Below are 22,426 nucleotides of genomic sequence, written 5' to 3'. Positions count from 1 at the left end.
ACATCACTCCTGACCGATTAACGTCCACCCATAATGGCGATGTAATCCTGCGTCCAGCGGCTATAAGGGACATATTTGCCACCCTCCGCAACAGGCGTTTTCCAGAACGCAATCTTGTCAAAGAAGCTGTAGCCATTGGTCTCACAGCCTTTTTCACCCAGCAAATCACTGGCTTTACAGCCTTGCGGCACCACCGGCAGTGAGCCAAACCAGGCGGCGACGTCACCCTGTACTTTCGGGGTCAGCGACCAGTTCATCCATTTGTAGGCGCAATTAGGATGTTTCGCCTGCGCGTGCAACATGGTGGTATCTGCCCATCCCGTTACCCCCTCTTTCGGGAAAACGGTGGCGATGGGCTGGTTTTCCCCTTTCAGGGCGTTGGCCTGATACGGCCAGGCGCTGGACGCCACGACGCCTTCGTTTTTGAAGTCGCTCATCTGAACAGTGGTGTCATGCCAGTAACGATGGATTAAGGCGTGCTGATCGCGCAGCACTTTCAGCACCGCCTGATACTGCGCTTCTGTCAGTTGGTAGGGGTCTTCAATGCCAAGCTGCGGTTGAGTGGCTTTGACAAACAGCGCGGCGTCGGCGATATAAATCGGCCCGTCATAGGCCTGCACGCGGCCTTTGTTGGTTTTGCCATCCGGCAGATTTTGCTGCACGAAGACGACCGACCAGCTATCTGGCGGCGTCGGGAATGTTTTGGTGTTATACATCAGCAGGTTTGGCCCCCACTGATAGGGCGTGCCGTACACTTTACCGCCGACGTTAAACCATTCACCTTTCTCAATGCGCGGATCGAGGGTTTTCCAGTTCGGGATGAGCGCGGTATTAATGGGCTGTACGCGTTTGCCCATGATCAGACGCAGCGAGGCATCGCCGGATGCGGTCACCAGATCATAACCGCCTTTAGCCATCAGGCTGACCATCTCATCGGAGGTCGCTGCCGTTTTTACGTTGACCTCGCAGCCCGTCTCTTTTTCAAACTGGCTAACCCAGTCATATTGCTTGTCCGTCTGGCCGCGTTCGATGTAACCCGGCCAGGCGATAATATCCAGACGCCCTTCTCCTTTCCCTACTTCCGTTGGCTCGGCGGCATGTGCTGTCATAAGGGTCATGCCCAGCGCACACAGGCAGCTCGGGGCAAATTTCTTGCTCATATGTTTTACTCCTGTCGTAATGAAAATGAGCGGCCGCCTTGCCGTAAAAATATCTCCTGATTTAAAGGTAGACGGAGCGCCGAAAGGCTGAATCCCGTCAATGAGAAATTTCGCCAGGTTGTGACATACAGCGCATTACATTTATTACGAAAATGCTGGCGGTGCATCTTCTGGAGTATAGACAAGGAGTTAGCAGAGAAAGGTTAATTTATGTTGCCATTCACATTTCGTATGAATGCCTGATGGGAAAGTACAGAAAATAATGACCTCTGCGGCTTAAATTTCCGCAGAGATATTTTTAATTTGAGAAAATATTATTCAGAAAATAAGAACAATCGCCTGCGTTTTTATTTCATCATTTCGCGAATAATTTTGCCAAGCAGAATAACGCCGCGTTCTTCCCGCTCGCCCCATTGCCAGGATGCATTAAAGCGAAAGAACGGCGTCGGTTCTCTGGAGGTGGCGAACATTTTGCCCGGCGCGATGCTGACCTGATGGGCCAGGGCACGCTGACTTAACTCTCCGGCATCCAACTCTGGCGGCAACTCCAGCCATAAAAAATAACCGCTGTCGCTGCGGTGAATTTTCACCTCCGCAGGCAGATGACGCACCAGAGCCTGCCATGCCTGATGCTTGCGTTCAGCCAGGGCGCGCCGCAGACGCCGCAGATGCGCGTCATAGCGCTGCGTACCAAGGTAATCGACCAGCGCCATTTGCATGGGCGAACTGGTGGATAAGGTACTCATCAACTGCAACTGCTGGATCCGGCGGGCATGTTTCCCGGCTGCGACCCACCCGATACGAAACCCGGCCACCAGACACTTGGAAAACGATGAGCAGTGTAGCGTCATGTCCTGGGTATCCCAGGCTTTTGCAGGTAGCGGTTTTTCCCGCCCGTAATAGAGCTCGCTGTAGACATCGTCTTCGATCAAGGTCACGTTGTGCTGCATCAGCAACGCCACCAGTCGCGCTTTCTTCTCTGCACTCAGGGTAAAACCGAGCGGGTTCTGGCTATTGGGCATCAGCCAGCAGGCTTTAACGGGGTAGGATTTGAGCGCCTGTTCCAGCGCCTGCAAATCAATGCCTTCATTAATATCCGTCGGCACCGACAGCGCTTTTAAGCGCAGGCGCTCCAGCGCCTGTAGCGCACCATAAAAGCAGGGATTTTCGACAATCACCCAGTCACCTGGCTCTGTTACAGCCTGCAAACTCAGGTTTAACGCTTCCAGCGCCCCGGCGGTAATGACGATTTCATCTGGTGAAATGGTCATCCCCTGCTGGGCGTAGCGACGGGCGATGGCATGACGCAGCCCGGCATTTCCCGGCGGCAGGTTTTCAATGATGCTGACCGCTGTCGCACTTTTACTGACATTGGCTAATGAGCGATTAAGCTGTTGCAGAGGAAACAGCCGCGGATCCGGAAACGCCGAACCGAAGGGCAAGATCGAGGCATCGCGGCTGGCCTGCAAAATATCAAAAATATAGGTATTGATATCCACCGCTTCGTCTTGCTTTAAGGTGGCGGGCGGTAAGGTTTGCGGACGGTGAGAGCGCGGCGCCACATAATAGCCCGATTGAGGCCGGGCGGTAATATAGCCCTGATTTTCGAGCAACTGATAAGCGTGGCCGACGGTCATAAAACTCATCCCGCTGCTGGTCACCTGTTCACGCAGCGAGGGCAGCCTGTCGCCGGGTCGCCAGACGCCCAGTTCAATTTGCGAAATGATTTGCTGCGCCAGACGCTGGTATTTTTTCATCGCTCTCTCCTTCCCTGCATTCATTCTATATCAGCACGCTTAAAAAGCACATTTTTACCAACTGTTATAGATAAATTTGACTTTTCTGCCTCTGATAATCCTCTCCGCCGCTCTTTACCATTTGCGGGAGAGTCATTTTTCAGAGGTTAAGTATGTTGGGTTTAGATGCGTTTCATCTGGCAAGGATCCAGTTTGCCTTTACGGTTTCCTTCCACATTATTTTTCCGGCGATCACCATCGGTCTTGCCAGCTACCTTGCGGTGCTGGAGGGGCTGTGGTTGAAAACCGGCAATCCGGTGTGGCGTTCGCTCTACCATTTCTGGTCGAAAATCTTCGCCGTCAATTTTGGCATGGGCGTGGTCTCCGGTCTGGTGATGGCCTATCAATTTGGCACCAACTGGAGCGGATTTTCCCAGTTTGCCGGTAGCATCACCGGCCCGTTACTGACCTATGAAGTGCTGACCGCGTTCTTCCTCGAAGCCGGGTTCTTAGGGGTGATGCTGTTTGGCTGGAACAAGGTTGGCCCAGGGCTGCACTTCTTCGCCACCTGCATGGTGGCGCTGGGGACGATCATTTCCACCTTCTGGATCCTCGCCTCCAACAGTTGGATGCAAACGCCGCAGGGCTATGAAATTGTGAATGGCCAGGTGGTACCGGTCGACTGGTTTGCGGTGGTGTTTAACCCCTCCTTCCCGTATCGCCTGTTGCATATGTCCGTTGCCGCGTTCCTTAGCAGCGCGCTGTTTGTTGGCGCGTCGGCCGCCTGGCACTTGCTTAAGGGCAATCATTCTCCCGCCATTCGCACCATGTTTTCCATGGCGCTGTGGATGACACTCATTGTGGCCCCTATCCAGGCGCTGATCGGCGATATGCACGGGCTGAACACGCTTGAGCATCAGCCCGCCAAAATTGCGGCGATAGAGGGCCATTGGGAAAACCCACCCGGCGAGCCGACGCCTTTGTTGCTGTTTGGCTGGCCGGATATGGAACAAGAGCGCACCCGCTATGGGCTGGCGATTCCGGCGCTGGGTAGCCTGATCCTCACCCACAGCCTGGACAAACAGGTTCCCGCGCTGAAATCGTTCGCCAAAGAAGACCGGCCTAATTCGACCGTGGTGTTCTGGTCGTTTCGCCTGATGGTGGGGCTTGGTCTGTTGATGATATTGCTGGGTGTTGTCGCAGTATGGCTGCGCCGCAAGCAGCGCCTCTATCACTCGCGCCCGTTTCTGTGGTTCGCATTATTGATGGGGCCATCGGGTTTGCTGGCGATTCTTGCCGGTTGGGTGACCACAGAGGTGGGCCGCCAGCCGTGGGTTGTCTATGGCTTGCAGCGCACCGCCGATGCCGTTTCCGCCCATGGCACGCTGCACATGAGCATCAGCCTGCTGGGTTTTATCCTCGTTTACAGTTCGGTGTTTGGCGTGGGGTACAGCTACATGGTGCGGTTGATTAAAAAAGGGCCTCAGGCTAATGAATCCTTTGCCAGTGAACAGGATGGACGCCCCGCCCGGCCGCTTTCGGCGGTGAATACTCACGACAGTCTGCAGGAGAAACCGTAATGGGTATCGATCTTTCGCTTATCTGGTTTGTGATTATCGTCTTTGCCACCCTGATGTATATCGTGATGGACGGTTTTGATCTGGGGATTGGCATTCTCTTTCCCGCGACGCAAAACGCCGAAGACCGCGATGTGATGGTGAATAGCGTCGCCCCGGTATGGGACGGCAACGAAACCTGGCTGGTACTCGGCGGTGCGGCGCTATTTGGCGCCTTCCCGCTGGCGTATGCGGTGATTATCGACGCGCTGACCATTCCGCTCACGCTGATGCTGGTGGGGTTAATTTTTCGCGGCGTAGCCTTTGAGTTTCGCTTCAAAGCGACACCCGCGCACCGTCCTTTCTGGGATAAAGCGTTCTCAGGCGGCTCGATTCTGGCGACCTTCACACAAGGGGTCGTTGTTGGGGCGGTGATTAACGGTTTTCCGGTTAGCGGGCGCACCTTCGCCGGCGGCCCCTTCGACTGGCTGAGCCCGTTTACTCTGTTTTGTGGCCTCGGGCTGGTGGTCGCCTATGCCTTGCTGGGGGCGACGTGGCTGGTGATGAAGAGCGAAAACAGCTTGCAGGCGCGGATGCGCCAGCTCGCAAAGCGGCTCTTACTGGTCCTGCTGCTGGTGATTGCGGTAATCAGTCTCTGGACACCGCTCGCCCACCCGGCCATCGCCAGCCGCTGGTTTACCTTGCCGAATCTGTTTTTCCTGCTGCCCGTCCCTGTATTAGTCGTACTGCTGAGCCTGTGGCAATGGCGCAGCCTGAATCATGCACAAAGCGAAAAATTACCGTTTGTGCTGACGCTCGGGCTGATCTTCCTCGGATTCAGCGGGCTTGGCATCAGTATCTGGCCGCATATTATTCCGCCGTCCATCACTCTGTGGCAGGCGGCAGCCCCCGCACAAAGCCAGGGCTTTATGTTGGTTGGCGCGCTGCTGATTATCCCGATTATTCTTGTCTATACCTTCTGGAGCTACTACGTATTTCGCGGCAAAGTTCAGCATGGGGAGGGATATCACTGATGCAACAATCCTTATGGAAGCGCCTGATGTGGCTGGTCGTTTTGTGGGGCGGCAGTGTGCTGGCCCTTGCGCTGGTCGGCCTGTTTTTCCGCGTACTGATGACCGCCGCGGGGTTTAAGTCGCACTAGTTTTATGACCCGGCGACGTATACAACCGGCTTGCAAAGCTGCCCTGATGCTGAACATCAGGGCAGCTTTTTTAGTGCTGGCCCTGGCGGGTGGAGAGTTTTTGCAACACCGTCAGTTGCGCCACCGCTTCCTGCATCGCATCCATGCCGGATGTCAGGGCGTGCAGGCTACTGAGATGCTTCACAATATTATCCCGTTCGTTATTGGTTTTACTGCTCATGGCCGCGATGGTGTCAGCCGCGGAAATGGAGTGCTGAGCCATATTGCTGGCGGTCTCCACGGTATTATTGGCAACGGTACGGATGCGGGAAATCGTATTTACCGCCTGGTTGATATTGGCGGCCGTAGCGTCTGCCTGCTCTTTGGACGAGTGCGCCAGCCGCCGGACTTCGCTTGCCACCACGGCAAAGCCGCGCCCTGCTTCACCCGCCCGCGCAGCTTCCACCGCCGCATTGAGCGCAAGGATATTCGTCTGAAAAGCAATGTTACTGATTCCGCTGGTTATCTCATTAATCCCCGCTGAGATTTTCTCCAGGTCGTCCAGCCCTTCCACCAACCGGTTTTGCGCCTGTTGGCTCTTGAGCGCAATATCGCTGATCGAACGGATGCTATTTTCTGCCATTCCTAAGGTGTCGTTTTGTGTCTGCGTCGCGGCTTCCAGCATCGGTAATGCCGTCATCAGGGGACCCAATTTTTGTTGATATGCCACGACACGATTAATCACACCGCTTTGAAAATCATTCAGTGCCTCCCAACGGCGCAGCGCACGCTGGGCGTAATGCCCGGCATATCGTGCATATTCCACCGGGAAATGCGCCATGGCTTTCACGTCATGATTGAAAAAGACCAGCGCGGAGAGCGTCTGATTAATGGGAACGCCGAGGATCTCCCCAAAGCTGGAAAAACCGGCAGCGGGCAAGCCTTTAAAGAAATGGGCATTGTGTAAGTGTGATTCGCTGCCAAGACGGCGCAAAATACAGTCATTCATCAGAATAGCCGCCGGTTTACCTCGTCCGGTAATAAAGTTTTTCCAGTCATGCAGTGTCGCTTGTTTAAAGTCGGTTTCTTCCAGTAAATGCAAGCGATCGCCAAATTCCAGATCACAGAAAAAATGAACGCCTTCAGCATCGATTTTTGCGACAGAGCGAATGAAATATTCATCTCCGACTTTAACCCCGAAAGTGAGCCCTTTTAGTTTTTCTGCCACCTGCTGTTCACCACATTGCAGGAGTTCGGCCAGAACAGCAGTGAAAGGCTTCTGTTCGCCCTGTTCATTAAAGACTGATGTCACCGTCCGGGCGACCGGATCCGCCTGAGCAATCAGCCAGCTTTTATTGCGTGGTTTGAAGTTTTGGCTTTTGAAGGGTGCGAAGGATTTTCCCGGTGCCATTTTGCAAAAGATAATCACCGCTTTGCCCTGCAGCACTTTGCCATTCACGCTTATCCAGGTGCCGTCAAAGGTGAGTTTGCCGCCTGCCGAGCCGCCGATAGCCAGGCAGGGAAAACGCCCACAGTTATACCAGGCTTGCATCAGAAAGCCTTCGGAGGCAGAGAGCCCGTCACAGTACACCATAGCAAAAGTATGATCGGAGGAGAGCGGCATGCGCACCTGTAACCGCTCCAGTTCGTTCTGAATAGCAACGATGCGTTCTGTTGCTGTTCGGGTGTCTTTAACATGTAAATCAATAATATGGGTTTCGTGCCCGGCAATGAGTGTTTTAGGCAGCATTAACCAACTGCCCTGTTGCCCCGCCGCATCACAGTAGGTCGTCTCACGACAGCTACTGCTTAACGCGCCACTGGAAGAAAGCGTAATAACCGTTAAGGCTGGAGAAGAAAACCGTTGCCACGCCTGGCTCACGTTTGAATAGTCGGCACCAGGGGGGACGAATGTCATGAGGATACCGCTGGCTTTATTGCTTAAACCCGCTGCCGATAATGACTGAGGCATATTCTGGCAATCATAGGTACCATTCGCAGGCTGTGAGCGGCTGCGACCTAAGGGTGCGGTTAAAAACCTTTTCGCCATAGATAACATATTTCACCTTTTATGTATTATGAGTTCATTTATAGGGTGGAGCGTCTGGTGAATTTATGGAACTTAGCAGGCTATACATCAAGTCTATGATTTTTACAGTGCCGGGAAATTCCACGAATATATTTTGATCACAGTGTAATTATCGTCAAACCAAGTGAAATCTTTAACGAAACCCAATAAATCCCACACGGGCATGGTGAAATTAAAACTATAAAAATCAAAGGGTAATAAAATGAGATGCGAGTATCATTATTTAACCTGTGAAAATTATGTTAATAGTGTGATGCAACGCATAAATTGCAGCAAATAATAAAATTACTGTCTGTCAGGTAACATATTCGTTTATTTTTTACAGTTACTATGGAAGGAATACTCTTAATTAAAGATGTCTTCATACTCTCTCCATGATTTGTTGTTGAAATCCGTGTCACTCAGATAAATGAGACAAGGAGTGAGTATGAAAAAGATCGTGACACTGTCTGCCATTGTGGCCATGAGTTTGTCGTCTTATGTGTTTGCCGCAGACAACGCGCCTGTCCCACCGCCAAAATATCCGCTAACGCACGACGGTCAGTCGCCGCGTCATGACTACAAAAACCCGCAACATGCGCGGGAGCACAGGAATAATGACGGGAAAGCGTGGAAGCATGATGACAGCGCGCATCACCGCGACGGCCAGCCGCCAAAGCATGATGGCAAACAGCCGCCCAAAGACGGTAAAAAACCGCCGCTGCCGGATGATAAACGCTAAGGTGTAAATACAGTCGCGGCACATACCCTGCCGCGACTGTGCGGGATGTGCTGTCTTAAACACCTTTGCGCTTAGGCAGCGTTTTCAACAGATCTTCAGGGCTGACCGATGCCACAACACTCCCGGCGAGCGGCATCTTCAGAATGTGATTTTTGATTTTCCCAACCACATGCATTTCACATGGCCGGCAATCGAATTTCAGCGTAAGCACTTCATCGCCATGCACCAGTTGCATTGGGGTTGCCTTCCAGCTTTTGATATTCCCTTTGGCCTGTTTCGGGCACAGGTTAAAGGCAAAGCGCAGGCAGTGTTTGGTGATCATCACCGGCACATCGCCCTTCTCTTCATGCATTTCATATGCGCCATCAATCAGTTGCACACCGAAACGCTGGTAGAACTCACGCGCTTTATGGTTGTAAACGTTCGCCAGGAAAGTCAGATGGGTATCAGGATAAACCGGTGCCGGATCGGAGACAGCTTTACGGCTGCCGCGCTGGTAACTCGCCAGACGCGCCTCATCAAGCATTTCAACGGTGTCGCGACGAAACGCATTTAACATGCTGTTCGGTACAAACAACGCACCCGGCAAGTTGATAGCGATATGACGGGCGTAGTAGATGGTTTGCCCCAGTTTTGCCACGCCCTCTTTCAGGCTATTGATCGCTTTTTCCGCGTTGTTCGCCTCATCGAATTGCCCGTCGAGAGTATGGGTCACGCTGACCCCGTCTTCACTGGTCAGGGTCAGCACCAGTTGTTCCTGCCATCCGCTCACTTCAATATCCACGGCAATGCGACGTTCACTGGAGGTTTTGGTCAGTGCCTGTTGCCAGTTATGGTCCAGGTTACGGTTCAACGGATGGTGCGGGCGTACTTTATACATCTCCGCGGGCATTTCATTCGGCCAGACGCGATAACGACCTTCGCCAGTTTTTTCTACCGTGTTGGCGCGAAAACCGACAACGTCACGCTTGATGAGTACGTTCAGACCATCGCCGTTTGCCAACGGTTCGCTGGCTTCTACGTCCAGGTACTCTTTGGTTACTTTCAGCACTTCACCGACCGGCAGACCAATAAATTTCGGCGAATCAAACGCACCGATATCGCCTTTACGCGCATTCACAAAATAATCAGTACTACCGCGATGGAAGGTTTTATCGGTGGACGGAATAAAGAAGTGCTCTGTGCGCCCCGCCGATGCGCGCGCCAGGTCGCCGCGATCTTCAATAATCGCATCCAGCATCTGGCGATAATGCGCGGTAATGTTTTTTACGTAGCTCATGTCTTTGTAGCGCCCTTCAATCTTGAAGGAGCGTACGCCGGCATCAATTAGCGCACCAAGATTGGCTGTCTGGTCATTATCTTTCATCGACAGCAGATGTTTTTCATAGGCCACGACGCGCCCCTGATCGTCTTTCAGGGTGTACGGCAGGCGGCAGGCCTGAGAACAGTCCCCACGGTTGGCGCTGCGCCCCGTCTGTGCGTGGGAAATATAACACTGGCCGGAATAGGCCACGCACAGCGCGCCATGAATAAAGAACTCGATGGTCGCGTCAGTACAGGCGTGAATATCGCGGATCTGCTGCAGGTTCAACTCACGCGCCAATACAATCTGGCTAAAACCGGCATCGGAGAGGAACTTCGCCTTCTCTACACTGCGGATGTCGCACTGGGTACTGGCATGCAGCTCAATCGGCGGGATGTCGAGTTGCATGATCCCCATATCCTGCACAATCAGGGCATCAACCCCGGTTTCGTACAGAGCGGTAATCAGGCGCTGAGCAGGCTCCAGCTCATCATCATGCAGAATGGTGTTCAGTGTGATAAACACTTTCGCGCCATAGCGATGGGCAAACGGCACCAGGCTGGCAATATCCTGCAAGCTGTTGCTGGCATTATGGCGGGCACCGAACCCCGGACCGCCGATATAGACCGCGTCCGCACCGTGCAAAATGGCTTCGCGAGCGATCGCGGTGTCACGGGCAGGGCTTAAGAGTTCAAGATGATGGGGTTGCAGGCGCATACAATCGTCGTTATCCATTATGTGCAAAATGGCGGCTATTGTAGTCACATCCCCGGCTTTTCACCACCTGTGGCGAAGGCCAATTTCCGCCAGGCGGCAAAGCATTGATGAAATTGCTATTTTCCAGCCGTAACGGCGCAGGTTAAGGTAACCACTATTACGCGAAAGCGTTCAAATGGCGTCGCGGCGGCAAGCGGCAACCTCTGGAGCTTACATGAGTAAGTGACTTAGTGGCCGGGGCAGGCCCAAAGAGGCCATTTGGAAGAGGACGCGTAATCGGACATTCCTCGTCACGTTGTACGTTGTTGTTTACTCGTCGTCGTTCTTTGCCGCAAGCTTGCTTGCGGTTTTTTCTTTTGGGTAGTGGATAAGCGAGTGGAAATGAGCGCTCTGTGCTGAGCTATTACGATAGGCATGGGGACGGTCGCCAGCGAAACGAATCCCGCTACCCGCCGTCAGGGTTCGCCACTGCCCTTCAATACACATCTCCAGCACCCCGTCAATCACCACCACATGTTCAATGACCCCCTGCTCATGCGGCGTTGATTCGCTCAGGGCGCCCGGCGCCAGGATTATCGAGAAGAGATCAAAATGCAGCGCTTCATCCCAGGGGAACAGCGGAGTGACCACCATAGCCTGCTGCTGCGGATCGAAGGAATGAGGTGTTTCGCTTTCCGACGGCGCAATAAAGGACGAAAACGGCACATTGAGACCAGTGGCGATTTTCCACAGCGTTGCCACCGTGGGGCTGGACTCATTACGTTCAATTTGCCCGAGCATCGCTTTTGACACGCCCGTCTCGTCAGCCAGACGCGAGAGGCTCCAGCCGCGTGCCTGACGGAGATTTTTTAAGGTGCTCGCCAGATAATGTGTTAGATCCATTTTTCCTCCTGTCAGTCTCGCTGCGCATACTTGTACGCTATAACGCACAATGGTACATTCTTTGGACGCTATAACGCACAAGGAAAGATCATGCGCACTCACGTGTTTCCTTTTACCACGCTTCTGGCGGGTTTTGTGGCCGTACTGGTCGGCTATGCCAGTTCTGCAGCTATTATCTGGCAGGCTGCTGCCGCAGCGGGGGCCAGCGCCACACAAATTGCCGGCTGGATGACGGCGCTTGGTTTAGGCATGGGTGTCAGCACCATCGCGTTGTCGCTGTGGTATCGCATGCCAATACTGACCGCCTGGTCCACGCCCGGTGCCGCATTGCTGGCGACGAGCTTGCAAGGATTGACGCTTGCCGAAGCCATCGGCGTGTTTATTTTTGCTAATGCGCTGATAGTGCTTTGCGGCGTGACCGGACTGTTCGCCCGGCTGATGAAAATTATTCCGCATACCCTCGCGGCAGCCATGCTCGCCGGGATCCTGTTGCGTTTCGGCTTGCAGGCGTTTCACAACGTCGAGGGCCATTTTGTGCTGTGCGGCAGTATGCTACTGGCCTGGCTGGTCTGTAAAGCCCTCGCCCCACGCTATGCTATTGTGGCGACACTGATTATTGGCGCACTGGTCGCCTGGCTTAGCGGCGATATTGTCACTGCGAAACTGGACATTGTCTTTGTGGTGCCGGAATTTACCCGTCCGGTCTTCAACTGGACTTCGTTTATCAGTATCGGCATACCCTTTTTTCTCGCCACGATGGCGTCACAAAATGCGCCAGGCTTCGCAACAATGCAGGCGGCGGGCTACCGTGCGGCTGTGTCGCCACTGATCATTTTTACCGGAGGACTGGCGCTGCTTTTCTCGCCGTTTGGGGTTTTCTCTATCTGCATCGCCGCCATTACGGCGGCAATTTGTCAGAGCCCGGATGCGCACCCCGACGCCGCACAGCGCTGGAAGGCTGCGGTGGCGGCGGGTGTATTCTATCTGTTAGCGGGCGTATTTGGCGGCTCGATCACCGCATTGCTGGCAGCCTTACCGTTGAGCTGGATCCAGACACTGGCAGGGCTTGCCTTACTCGGTACGATCGGCGGCAGCCTGTTCCAGGCGCTGTCCCAGGAAAAAGAGCGTGATGCCGCCATCGTGACGTTTCTGGTTACCGCAAGCGGCGTCACGCTGCTGGGTGTGGGGTCAGCCTTCTGGGGGCTGGTTGCAGGGGGCGTCTGCTATGCCGCACTGTCACTGGCGCGCCGCGCGTAATTGCGACGGCGTCATACCAAAAACAGCGCGGAAGCGGTTACTGAAATGGCTGGCAGAACTGAAACCGCAGGCCATCGCGATTGTCGTCAGCGGCAGCCCGGTATTTAACAGTTGCGCTTTCGCCTGCACCATCCGGCGATGCATCACATACTGATGCGGCGCAACCCCCATCGACTGGCGGAACATTCGCGCGAAATGGTATTCACTTAACGCTGCCTGCGCCGCCAGATCGCTCAGCAACAGCGGCTGGGCGAGATTCGCCTCTATCCAGTCCAGCACCTGACGCAATACCACCGGCGCAAGACCGCCTTTAACGGTGGGCAAACGCCACTGCACATTGCTGTAATGCTGGACAAGATGGGTGAGAAGCAGCGTAGAAGCCGTACTGAGCGTGAGCTGATTCGCCTGCTGATGCCAGTCGCTGCCAAGTAAGAACTGGCGATAGAGCGCGGTAATACGCTCATCCTGGGCGAAGGTTTTCTCATCAAGGGTAAACGACGCCGGACTGCGATCCCACATCTTCTCCCCAATCTCCCGCAGATGTTCGTCAGTGCAATAAAGATGCACAAACGACAAATCATCACGGATATCCCAACTGGATTCGCTCTCTTTTGGCATCAGGCAAAACCTGTCCGGCCCTCCGCCATTTTTCCAGCCCTGCGACGTTTTATGGTAGCTCTCGTAGCCATCGGCAATGTACAGACTCAGGGTGTGATGATCACAATATTGAGTGATGTTATCGCGCTTATTAGACCATGCCGCCAGTTGAATACCAGAATGCAGCGCAACCGAGTCATGCAGAACGGCATTGTGATGTTGCAAATTTTCGAAGGCTTTATAAACAGTCATGGACGCAATTAACAAAAATGTCACCAGAATCTCAGTCTATGAATTGCGCCTGCCCGATACCAGTGTTTCGCCAAAAAAACGCAAGAATTTGCAAGTGACCGGCGGGTTTATGCAAGCCGGAGAGGCATTTTTTGGCAAGACTGGAAACCTGTTGGCGTAACGGGGATCGCAATGAACATTTTTTTATATTGTCTGGTGGTGGTGATATGGGGCACGACATGGATTGCCATTTTTCTGCAGCAGGGGCCGGTCGCGGCGCCGGTCTCTATTTTTTGGCGCTTTGCGCTCGCATCACTCACCATCATGGTGGTGTTGATTGCCCTGAGGCGGCTGCGCAAACTTGTCCTGCGGGATCATCTTTTTTGCATCCTGCAAGGATGTTGTGTGTTTGGCTTCAACTTCCTCTGTTTTTACAACGCCGCCGCGTGGATTAACACCGGGCTGGAGTCGGTCATTTTCTCAATGGCCGTCTTGTTTAATGCGGTTAACAGTTTCCTGTTCTTCGGTCAGAAGCCCCCTTCGCGCTTCTATCCTGCGGCTTTTCTGGGGCTGACGGGCATTGTGACGCTATTCTGGGATGATTTGCTGGCCAGCGGTCTGAACAGCACGCTGTTACTGGGTATTGGACTTTCGATGCTGGGTACATTTGGCTTTTCCCTTGGCAATATGATCAGTATGCGCCATCAACGCAACGGGCTGGAAACCATGACCACCAACGCCTGGGCGATGCTTTACGGGACAATTATTATGGGCGCAATAGCCCTGTTTCGCGGCGATGATTTTACCCCTGAGTGGACCTTCAGCTATCTGGGTGCGCTGGTTTATCTCGCCCTCTTTGGGTCGGTTATTGCCTTTGGCGCCTATTTCACCCTGGTTGGCCGTATCGGTGCCAGTAATGCAGCCTACAGTACTCTGCTGTTTCCGCTGGTCGCGCTGAGTATTTCAACGGTCTATGAAGGTTATGTCTGGCATATGAACGGGATTGTCGGCCTGCTGCTGATTCTGACGGGAAATTTAGTGATGTTTTCGCGACCGGGAACGCTGTCGTTTAAACGGAAGTTAGCCTGAAAAAAAAGCGCCATCCTTTGGGATGGCGCGCCTGTTTTATTTTTTGGAAACATCAAACATGGTGGCATCGGTCGCCATGTTATCAATGACCTGTTTCAGCGTATCTACCGTCATCGGCGCATTGGCATTGCTCAGACTTTTACCCTCGCCCTGACGCACCACTTTAATCACCGGCTTATTGGTTTGTGCATCAATCAATTCACCTTCGAAATAGAGATGCGTGTCCATAGTCCGGTGCCCTGTGGCGGCCTGCGTACCGGCAATTACCATCGCAACCGGGATCACTTCATAGAATTGCAGGCCTTGCTTGCTGCTGTCCACGCCGGTAATAGCACCACGGAAAATCAGGCTATGCGCACCCGGAGAGGTCACCAGCGGTTTGCGCTGCGCGGCGGCGGCTTTCAATTTGGTGTTCGTGTAGGTCAACAGCCCGTCGAGCGTTTGCTGGCTCACCTGGCTGGTCGGTTTTGCCACCGGATAATAGGTTACCGGATGGTAGACAATACTGTCGTATTTACTCAGATCAAATGAAGGATCAACCCAACGCAATACGGGCTTACCGCTTGCGGATGTTGTTTGTTGTAAGTTGGAATAGTCTTTTAAGAAGCCAGAATATTGTTCAGGTTGAGTCACTTTTGATGCACAGCCTGATAACGCAAGCAGGCCAGCAAGCACGGCAACGTTAAATACAGTACGCATGGAAGGTCCCTTTGAGTTTATATATGCACTAAAAGTTATAGCAAACAATCGGCTACAGCGATGGCGGAAAAAAGCTGTCACGCTCAAATTTCAGAAAAATAAAATACTCACTGTTCGAATAAAGGACATTTGCGCCGGCGCAAGGCACCGGCGCGCCTGATTATTTATTGATATCGACCTGGTAGAAAATATGTTTACCGAACGGATCGACTTCATAGCCTTTCACGTTATTTCGTACCGGCTCAAAAATAGTGGAATGGGCAATCATCACCGCAGGCATTTGATCGTGCATCATCTGCTGGGCTTCTTTATACAGCGCCACGCGCTTGTCGTGATCGGTAATGGTTTTCGCTTCGGCGATGATTTTATCAAACGGCTGATAGCACCATTTCGACGAGTTAGAACCGCCATTGGCAGACTGGCAGGTAAATAGCGGGCCGAAGAAGTTATCCGGGTCGCCGGTCGCCGTTGTCCACCCCATCAGCGCCGCCTGATGCTCGCCCCCTTTGACCCGTTTTAAATATTCACCCCACTCATATGTGACAATTTTCGCGTTGACCCCGACTTTCGCCCAGTCGGCCTGAATCATCTCGGCCATCCGTTTGGCATTCGGATTGTAAGGCCGCTGAACCGGCATCGCCCACAAATCAATGGTGGTGCCCTCTGGCAACCCGGCTTCTTTCAATAAAGCTTTGGCTTTTTGCGGATCGTAAGCGTAATCCTGCAATTCGCTGTCCGCACTCCAGACGCCAGGGGGAAGAAGGTTTTTCGCGGCGGTTCCGGTGCCCTGGAAAACCGCATTGATAATGGCCGGTTTATTGATAGCCATCGCCAGCGCCTGGCGCACTTTAACGTTATCAAGCGGCGCTTTTTGCGTGTTAAAGGCAAGGAAACCGGTATTCAACCCCGATTTGCTCATCAGCGTAATGTCTTTGTTCTCTTTCAGACGCGGCAAATCCGCCGGGTTCGGGAACGGCATCACCTGACATTCATTTTTCTCAAGCTTGGCGAGACGTACTGAGGCGTCTGGCGTAATGCTGAACACCAGACGGTCGATCTTTGCTTTGCCCTGCCAGTATTCCGGGAAGGCGGTAAACAGAATGCGGGAATCTTTCTGGTACTGAGCCAGTTTGAACGGGCCGGTACCAATTGGCTCCATATCCACTTTTTCCGGCGTCCCGGCTTTTAGCATCGCATCGGCGTATTCAGCAGATAAGATAGAGGCGAAATACCAGGCCAGGTCAGGCACAAAGGGCGCTTCGGGATGTGCCAGCGTAAAGCGCACGGTGTTGTCGTCCACTTTATCGATAGCGGTAATCAACTTGCCAAATTCCAGACTTTCGAAATTGGAATAGTTGCCGTTAGAGACGTTATGGTAAGGATGCTGCGGGTCTTTTTGCCGCATGAAAGAGAAAATGACGTCGTCGGCATTAAAATCGCGTGTCGGCGTAAAGTATTTATTGCTCTGAAATTTCACCCCTTTACGCAGATGGAAGGTATACACCTTGCCGTCTTCGCTGACCTCCCAACTCTCGGCCAGTCCTGGCTGGAGTTCAGTCGTCCCGGCTTTAAAATCGACGAGCCGGTTATAAACCGGAACCGCGCTGGCGTCGACGCTGGTGCCTGAGGTATAGAGTTGCGGGTTGAAATTCTCTGGCGATCCTTCTGAACAGTAGACCAGGGTTTTTGCCGCCACAGAGGAACTCACTGCCAGGGCCAGCAAGGCCAGCGCAACTGTTGTCTGTTTTCTAGTCATAGATTTTCCTGTCGTTTTCTTTCCATGAGCCAAATAGTGCTTGTTGTTTGCGCTTCCATAAATAACATTAAAGTAATATTGCAAGCACCTGATAAGTCAAATAAAGAAGGAATCACTATGACATCGCCCCTCGCCAGTCAATTAACGCAACGCTTCTTTCGCTATCTTGCTATCACCAGCCAAAGTGACGCTGCCGCCACGACATTACCGACCACGCCCGGGCAATTCGACATGGCGCGCGCACTGGCGCAAGAGCTGCAAACGCTGGGCCTGGATGAGATTATGCTGGATGAACACGCCACGGTCACTGCGGTGAAAAAAGGCACGGTGCCGGGCGCGCCGCGTATTGGTTTTATCACCCATATCGACACCGTAGACGTGGGTTTGTCGCCGGATATTCATCCGCAAATTCTGCGTTTCAAGGGAGAAGATCTCTGTCTGAACGCCAGCAAAGATATCTGGCTGCGTGTAGAGGAACACCCGGAAATTAACGCCTACATCGATGAAGAGATCATCTTTAGCGATGGCACCAGCGTACTGGGGGCAGATAACAAGGCCGCTGTCACGGTAGTGATGACGTTGCTGGAAAACCTGACGGCAGAACAGCAACATGGCGATATTGTCGTGGCGTTTGTTCCGGATGAAGAGGTCGGCCTGCGTGGGGCGAAGGCACTGGATCTAAAACGCTTTGATGTCGATTTCGCCTGGACTATCGACTGCTGCGAAAAAGGCGAGATTGTTTTTGAAAACTTCAATGCCGCCTCGGCGTCTATCCATTTTACCGGCGTCACCGCGCATCCGATGTCGGCAAAAGGTGTGCTGGTTAACCCACTGCTGATGGCCATGGATTACATCAGCCACTTTGACCGCCAGCAAACGCCGGAACATACCGAAGGCCGTGAAGGCTATGTGTGGTTCAACGGGATGGAAGCTGTTCAGGGGCACGCGCATCTTAGTGCCAGCATCCGTGACTTCGATAAGGCGAGCTTTGAGCGCAGGAAACAGCAGATTGCCGATGTCGCAAAAAAAATCGCCGCGCAGTACCCCACCGCAAAAGTGGAGTACAGCATCAGCGATATTTACAGCAATATCAGTAACGCCATCGGCGAAGACAAACGCGCAATTGATTTACTGTTCGAGGCGATGACCACGCTTGGCATCACTCCCAAACCGACCCCCATGCGCGGCGGCACAGACGGCGCAGCGCTGTCTGCAAAAGGGTTATTAACCCCAAATTTCTTTACCGGCGCGCACAATTTTCATTCGCAATTTGAGTTTCTGCCGGTAAAGTCGTTCGAGGCCTCATACCAGGTCGCGTTACAGTTATGCCTGCTGGCGGCGCGTTAAGCTTTACGTGCCAGTAAGGTCGCAAAGCGCAGTTTGATGCGGTTGCCATTGGCGTCGGTGCGGTGCAACTCACCGACGTCTTCATTGTATTTCTCCAGTTCCCACCCTGCGTAGTAATCACGCAATTCATTCTCTTTAAAGGCAAACGGGAAACCAACGGTGCAGGGGAAATCGGCCGTGTCCATCGCCGCCACAATCAGGTTGTAACCTCCCGCTTTGGTGCAACGCTGCATATTGGCGATAAGCCCCGGAATGGTTTGCGGCTCAAGAAACATCATCACCACGGTCGAGAGAATAAAATCGTATTCGCCCTCAAAGCTAAGTGCGTTCAAATCCACAACGGCGGTTTGCAGCGTGTTGAGCCCTTCGGCCTGACGAATGGTCTCGATATTACTGATGCTTGCGGCGTTTTTATCCCATGCCGTCACATCAAACCCATTGGCCGCCAGATAGAGGCTGTTACGCCCGTTGCCGCAGCCCAGGTCCAGTGTTTTGCCCGGTTTCACAAACTGCATGGCATGCAGTACCTCGGAGTGGGTGCGGGTCAGTCCATATTTTTCAGTAAAATAGCTGTCGTCAAACGTGGTCATGGTTGTTCCTTATTTTTCCCTGTATAAGCGCAAACTTATAAAGTGTATTTTAAATGCATTTTATGTTTTTTCATTCTGAATAGCCAGTATCGCAAAGTTTGCTACGTTTATCGTGGGGAATTAATGGAAGCAAACAATGACTAAATACCGACTCAGTGATGAGCGCCGTGCGTTCAGTTATCAGATTAACGGCGAAAAACAGAAGGTCTCGCTGCGCCAGATTATTGCGTTGCGTGATTTTGGTGATGTAACGGCGGGCACCGTTGGTGGCTGGGTGGAGGATGAAACCACCCTGTCACAAGAAGGAGATTGCTGGATTTATGATGTGAACAGCATGGTGTTTGCCAACAGTCATGTGCGTGATGACGCCCGTCTGACGCAACCCTGTCTTGTTTGCCATGACGTTGAAATTGGCGGTAACAGTTGGGTTGATGCTGCGCAGCTAAGTCATGGCGTCGTATTAAGTGACAACGTCACCGTGCAGACCTCCACCGTTCGTGGTGTCTGCCACCTGTTCGGTAACGCACGTATTTTGCACGGCTGTGAAATCATCGCGGCGCAGGGCCTTACACCGGATAACCAACAAATACTGCAAATTTATGACCGCGCAACGGTTACCCATTCGCGCGTTGTCCACCAGGCGCAAATTTATGGCGATGCCATCGTTAAGTTCGCGTTTATTGAACATCGGGCCGAGGTGTTCGATTTCGCCTTGCTGGAAGGCAATGAGCAAAATGATGTCTGGGTGTGCGACTGTGCCAAAGTTTACGGCAAAGCGCGCGTTGTGGCCGGAAGTGATGAGGATGCCATTCCTACCCTGCGCTACAGTGCTCAGGTTGCGGAAAATGCCACCATCGAAGGCAACTGCGTGCTCAAACACCACGTGCTTGTCGGTGGCAATGCGCATTTAATCGGCGGACCGATTTTGCTGGATGAAAAAGTTGTTATCCAGGGAAATGCGCGTATTAAAGGCAATGTGCTGATCGAGAATCATATTGAAATCACCGATGACGCGGTGGTGGAGGCACCGGATGGCGAAAGTATTTTGCTGCGTGGTCAGAAGGTGATTAACGGCGCACAGTTTATCACCCGTACGCCATTGGCCGGCCTGCTATAAAAAGGGATCGATAATCTGCCCGTAGATATTCTGGTCATAAAAGCTGCCGTTCAGGAACTCCGCCTGCCGCAGACATCCTTCGAGAATAAAACCGTTACGCAGCGCGACACGGTTGCTCGCCTCGTTCGCAACCCGGCATTTAATGACGAAACGACGGACATCCCCCCGACGAGCGTAAAATGCCATAAATGCCTGCAGGCAGGTGGAGACAATCCCCTTTCCCTCTTTGTCTTTATCGAGCCAGTAACCGATATAACCGGTTTTGTTGGTCGGCTCGATGGAGTTGAAGGAGAGCACACCCACCAGCACGTTATCTTCGAGGATCAGGAACATTTTGGCGTAGCCGCGCTGATGCAGAATAATATTGCTTTGCGCGGTTTGCCGGGTCTGGTCAACCGAGCGCACATACTGCGGCCAGTCCAGAAAATGCTGTAGCCATTCGCGATTTTTAACGATCAGTTGGTGCAGATCGTGAACAAAACGCTCATCAATGGCATGCAGTGCCAGATGGTCGTTGACGACGATCAGGCTGTCGGTGGAATCCATGACATCTCCTCGTATCAGAACCTCCCTCCCCGAGGGAGGTTACCGATTTAGCGCATGATGCGATCATCCACGTAGTTGCGCTTGTCCGGCGCAGGCGGAAAATATTGATACAACCAGGTCTCGCTGATCGCATCCCCCTGACAGCGCAGGAAGAGGCGCATTTCAACCGGGTCGGTCGAATTGGACGTTGGGTACCAGTCAAACAGGATACGATAGCCGTCGAAAGGCTCAACATACAGGATTTCAACCTGTTTGGCTTCCCCGTTAGACAAGGTGATAACCGGTTCAATCCCCTTCGGCGCAGCGGCTTTCAGGTCACCGCCTACAAAGTCAATGGCGAAACGGCGCGCCCATTTTTCCGGGTAATGCTCGCCAGGTGCCCACCCTTCCGGGAAGCCGCCCATACCGGTGCGGGTGGCATAGACTCGCGCCAGCGGCGAGCGTACCGGCGGCATTGCGCTCCAGTACAGACGATACTGGAATGCCAGCTCATCACCCGCACGAACCGGTTTCTCCGGCTGCCAGAAACAGACCACGTTATCCAGGGTTTCACCCGTGGTCGGGATTTCCATTAATCCAACGCTGCCCTTACCCCATTGGTTACGCGGTTCGACCCACAGGCTTGGGCGTTTGTTATACCAGCCCATTACGTCCTGATAGTGAGAGAAGTCGCGGTCAAGTTGCAGTAAACCAAAGCCTTTCGGGTTGTTGTCCAAAAAGGCGTTGAATTGCAGTTTTTGCGGATTGTTCAGAGGGCGGCAAACCCACTCCCCGTTACCACGCCACATGGCCAGACGGTCGGAGTCATGAATCTGCGGATGAATGGTGTCGCACACGCGACGTTCATTGTTACCGCAACTAAACATACTGGTCATCGGCGCGATACCCAGCTGTTTGATGTCTTTACGCGCATACAGGTGGTTATCCACCTCCATGATCACCTGGTTCTGTTCACAGTGGATCACGAATTTGTAGGCCCCGGTCAGGCTCGGGCTGTCGAGCAACGTATAGACCGTAAAAGAGGTATCGGAGGCTTTCGCCGTTTCAAACCAGAAGGCGGTAAAGTCCGGGAACTCTTCCGGTGTGTCTGTAAAGGTGTCGATTGCCGCACCACGTGCAGAAAGCCCGTACTGGTAAGTACTGTCTACCGCACGGAAATAGCTGGCGCCCAGGAAAGAGACAATATCGCGACGCGCCAGTTCAGGCGCTTTAAAGGCGCGGAAACCGGCAAACCCCAGATCGCTCTGCCCTTCAAGCTGCTTCGTGTCGACGCCCGCATCATGGTAGTTAAACAATTCAGGACGGAAATGAATTTCACGCGCCTGTTGGGTTGCGGGATCAAGCGAGAACATGCGCACGCGGCGACGGAAACCCATCCCCATATGGAAAAACTGCACGTCAAGCTGACGACCCTCAACATTGTTCCACAATGAATGTTGCGCATCGTACTGAATGGCGTTGTAGGCCTGTGGCGTCATGTTTGCGAGCGTATCTGGCAGCGGACGCGGCGCACCGCCCCACGGCTGTTGCGCCAGGTCATGCGCCATGGACTGCAATACGGAAAAATCGAAACGACGACTCTGACCATCGGCGATATCGGAATCAGCAGCAAACGCCGCACGGGAGAACAGAGAAGCAAAGCCGGAAGTCCCGCACGCTGCGGCCAGCGCCATTGATGCCTTAATGAAACGTCTGCGGTTCATGCCTGATAATACGTCCTTATGGTCGTGAGAAGCAGTTTTGTACAAAACAAAACCACGGCAAAAGCTAACGGTTATGACCGCACACTCTAGACAAAATTGATTGAGAATCCAATTGTTGACGGGTGATATTCTGCGCAAAGCTTGAAATATTTTTGTCGATGGGATCGACCTGAAAACGGTGTAAAGAAA

Annotated in this window: 20 protein-coding genes; 9 read left to right on the top strand and 11 right to left on the bottom strand. The window is 53.0% G+C overall.

Annotated features, from left to right (window positions below):
- Window positions 1-17 precede the first annotated feature (17 nt).
- Window positions 18-1,160, bottom strand: coding sequence for a putative ABC transporter substrate-binding protein YdcS (gene ydcS / locus IP582_RS12250; protein ID WP_110296429.1), 1,143 nt, complete (start codon window positions 1,158-1,160; stop codon window positions 18-20).
- A gap of 347 nt (window positions 1,161-1,507) precedes the next feature.
- Window positions 1,508-2,917, bottom strand: coding sequence for a PLP-dependent aminotransferase family protein (locus tag IP582_RS12245; RefSeq protein ID WP_193796117.1), 1,410 nt, complete (start codon window positions 2,915-2,917; stop codon window positions 1,508-1,510).
- A gap of 152 nt (window positions 2,918-3,069) precedes the next feature.
- On the opposite strand from IP582_RS12245, the gene IP582_RS12240 reads away from it, so the two are divergent.
- The 3 genes from IP582_RS12240 to IP582_RS12230 are packed head-to-tail and all read left to right on the top strand — an operon-like array spanning window position 3,070 to window position 5,614.
- Window positions 3,070-4,476: a cytochrome ubiquinol oxidase subunit I gene (locus tag IP582_RS12240; RefSeq protein ID WP_039079106.1), complete on the top strand. Its 1,407-nt coding sequence runs from the start codon at window positions 3,070-3,072 to the stop codon at window positions 4,474-4,476.
- On the top strand, window positions 4,476-5,486 hold the full coding sequence (gene cydB / locus IP582_RS12235; RefSeq protein WP_193796116.1) for a cytochrome d ubiquinol oxidase subunit II: 1,011 nt from the start codon (window positions 4,476-4,478) through the stop codon (window positions 5,484-5,486). The genes IP582_RS12240 and cydB overlap by 1 nt, the downstream gene beginning before the upstream one ends.
- Window positions 5,486-5,614: a DUF2474 domain-containing protein gene (locus IP582_RS12230; protein WP_193796115.1), complete on the top strand. Its 129-nt coding sequence runs from the start codon at window positions 5,486-5,488 to the stop codon at window positions 5,612-5,614. The genes cydB and IP582_RS12230 overlap by 1 nt, the downstream gene beginning before the upstream one ends.
- Window positions 5,615-5,684: 70 nt before the next feature.
- On the opposite strand, the gene IP582_RS12225 is transcribed toward IP582_RS12230, so the two are convergent.
- On the bottom strand, window positions 5,685-7,652 hold the full coding sequence (locus tag IP582_RS12225; protein WP_193796114.1) for a methyl-accepting chemotaxis protein: 1,968 nt from the start codon (window positions 7,650-7,652) through the stop codon (window positions 5,685-5,687).
- 457 nt (window positions 7,653-8,109) lie between these two features.
- Here IP582_RS12225 and IP582_RS12220 point away from each other — a divergent pair, with 457 nt between their 5' ends.
- Window positions 8,110-8,403 carry a hypothetical protein gene (locus IP582_RS12220; protein ID WP_193796113.1) on the top strand — a complete coding sequence of 98 codons (294 nt, stop codon included), beginning with the start codon at window positions 8,110-8,112 and terminating at the stop codon, window positions 8,401-8,403.
- 55 nt (window positions 8,404-8,458) lie between these two features.
- Here the strand turns inward: IP582_RS12220 and IP582_RS12215 are convergent, their stop codons facing one another.
- Window positions 8,459-10,423 (bottom strand): U32 family peptidase, encoded by a 1,965-nt coding sequence (locus tag IP582_RS12215; RefSeq protein WP_193796112.1) that lies wholly within the window; start codon window positions 10,421-10,423, stop codon window positions 8,459-8,461.
- A gap of 309 nt (window positions 10,424-10,732) precedes the next feature.
- Complete coding sequence (locus IP582_RS12210) at window positions 10,733-11,305, bottom strand: helix-turn-helix domain-containing protein (protein WP_193796111.1); 573 nt, start codon at window positions 11,303-11,305, stop codon at window positions 10,733-10,735.
- Between the two features lie 90 nt (window positions 11,306-11,395).
- Here IP582_RS12210 and IP582_RS12205 point away from each other — a divergent pair, with 90 nt between their 5' ends.
- A complete protein-coding gene (locus IP582_RS12205; RefSeq protein WP_193796110.1) occupies window positions 11,396-12,562 on the top strand; it encodes a benzoate/H(+) symporter BenE family transporter in 1,167 nt (388 codons plus the stop codon).
- Here IP582_RS12205 and IP582_RS12200 read toward each other — a convergent pair.
- Window positions 12,542-13,411, bottom strand: coding sequence for a helix-turn-helix domain-containing protein (locus tag IP582_RS12200; protein ID WP_193796109.1), 870 nt, complete (start codon window positions 13,409-13,411; stop codon window positions 12,542-12,544). The genes IP582_RS12205 and IP582_RS12200 overlap by 21 nt on opposite strands.
- On the opposite strand from IP582_RS12200, the gene IP582_RS12195 reads away from it, so the two are divergent.
- Both IP582_RS12195 and IP582_RS12190 read left to right on the top strand, forming a co-directional pair.
- Window positions 13,410-13,571: a hypothetical protein gene (locus IP582_RS12195; RefSeq protein WP_172600658.1), complete on the top strand. Its 162-nt coding sequence runs from the start codon at window positions 13,410-13,412 to the stop codon at window positions 13,569-13,571. The genes IP582_RS12200 and IP582_RS12195 overlap by 2 nt on opposite strands.
- An 11-nt stretch (window positions 13,572-13,582) precedes the next feature.
- Entirely contained in the window at window positions 13,583-14,479 is an 897-nt protein-coding gene (locus IP582_RS12190; RefSeq protein WP_193796108.1) for a DMT family transporter, read from the top strand.
- Between the two features lie 36 nt (window positions 14,480-14,515).
- Here IP582_RS12190 and IP582_RS12185 read toward each other — a convergent pair whose 3' ends face one another.
- Window positions 14,516-15,178: a DUF3313 domain-containing protein gene (locus tag IP582_RS12185; protein WP_110296420.1), complete on the bottom strand. Its 663-nt coding sequence runs from the start codon at window positions 15,176-15,178 to the stop codon at window positions 14,516-14,518.
- Between the two features lie 160 nt (window positions 15,179-15,338).
- Window positions 15,339-16,934, bottom strand: coding sequence for an ABC transporter substrate-binding protein (locus tag IP582_RS12180; RefSeq protein ID WP_107223071.1), 1,596 nt, complete (start codon window positions 16,932-16,934; stop codon window positions 15,339-15,341).
- Window positions 16,935-17,051: 117 nt separating this feature from the next.
- Between IP582_RS12180 and pepT the strand changes: the two genes are divergently transcribed.
- Entirely contained in the window at window positions 17,052-18,281 is a 1,230-nt protein-coding gene (gene pepT, locus IP582_RS12175) for a peptidase T (protein ID WP_193796107.1), read from the top strand.
- On the opposite strand, the gene tehB is transcribed toward pepT, so the two are convergent.
- Window positions 18,278-18,871: a tellurite resistance methyltransferase TehB gene (gene tehB, locus IP582_RS12170; RefSeq protein ID WP_193796106.1), complete on the bottom strand. Its 594-nt coding sequence runs from the start codon at window positions 18,869-18,871 to the stop codon at window positions 18,278-18,280. The genes pepT and tehB overlap by 4 nt on opposite strands.
- Window positions 18,872-19,007: 136 nt before the next feature.
- Here tehB and ydcK point away from each other — a divergent pair, with 136 nt between their 5' ends.
- Window positions 19,008-19,988 carry a YdcK family protein gene (gene ydcK, locus IP582_RS12165; protein ID WP_193796105.1) on the top strand — a complete coding sequence of 327 codons (981 nt, stop codon included), beginning with the start codon at window positions 19,008-19,010 and terminating at the stop codon, window positions 19,986-19,988.
- Here the strand turns inward: ydcK and rimL are convergent.
- A complete protein-coding gene (rimL, locus tag IP582_RS12160; RefSeq protein WP_193796104.1) occupies window positions 19,983-20,534 on the bottom strand; it encodes a 50S ribosomal protein L7/L12-serine acetyltransferase in 552 nt (183 codons plus the stop codon). The two genes, ydcK and rimL, sit on opposite strands and share 6 nt — an antisense overlap.
- Before the next feature lie 47 nt (window positions 20,535-20,581).
- Window positions 20,582-22,237, bottom strand: coding sequence for a glucan biosynthesis protein D (locus IP582_RS12155; RefSeq protein ID WP_193796103.1), 1,656 nt, complete (start codon window positions 22,235-22,237; stop codon window positions 20,582-20,584).
- Between the last annotated feature and the right edge of the window lie 189 nt (window positions 22,238-22,426).

It is taken from the genome of Citrobacter sp. BDA59-3, from assembly GCF_015167655.1.
GTDB lineage: Bacteria > Pseudomonadota > Gammaproteobacteria > Enterobacterales > Enterobacteriaceae > Phytobacter > Phytobacter diazotrophicus.
This window is presented reverse-complemented; position numbering and strand designations above follow the sequence as displayed.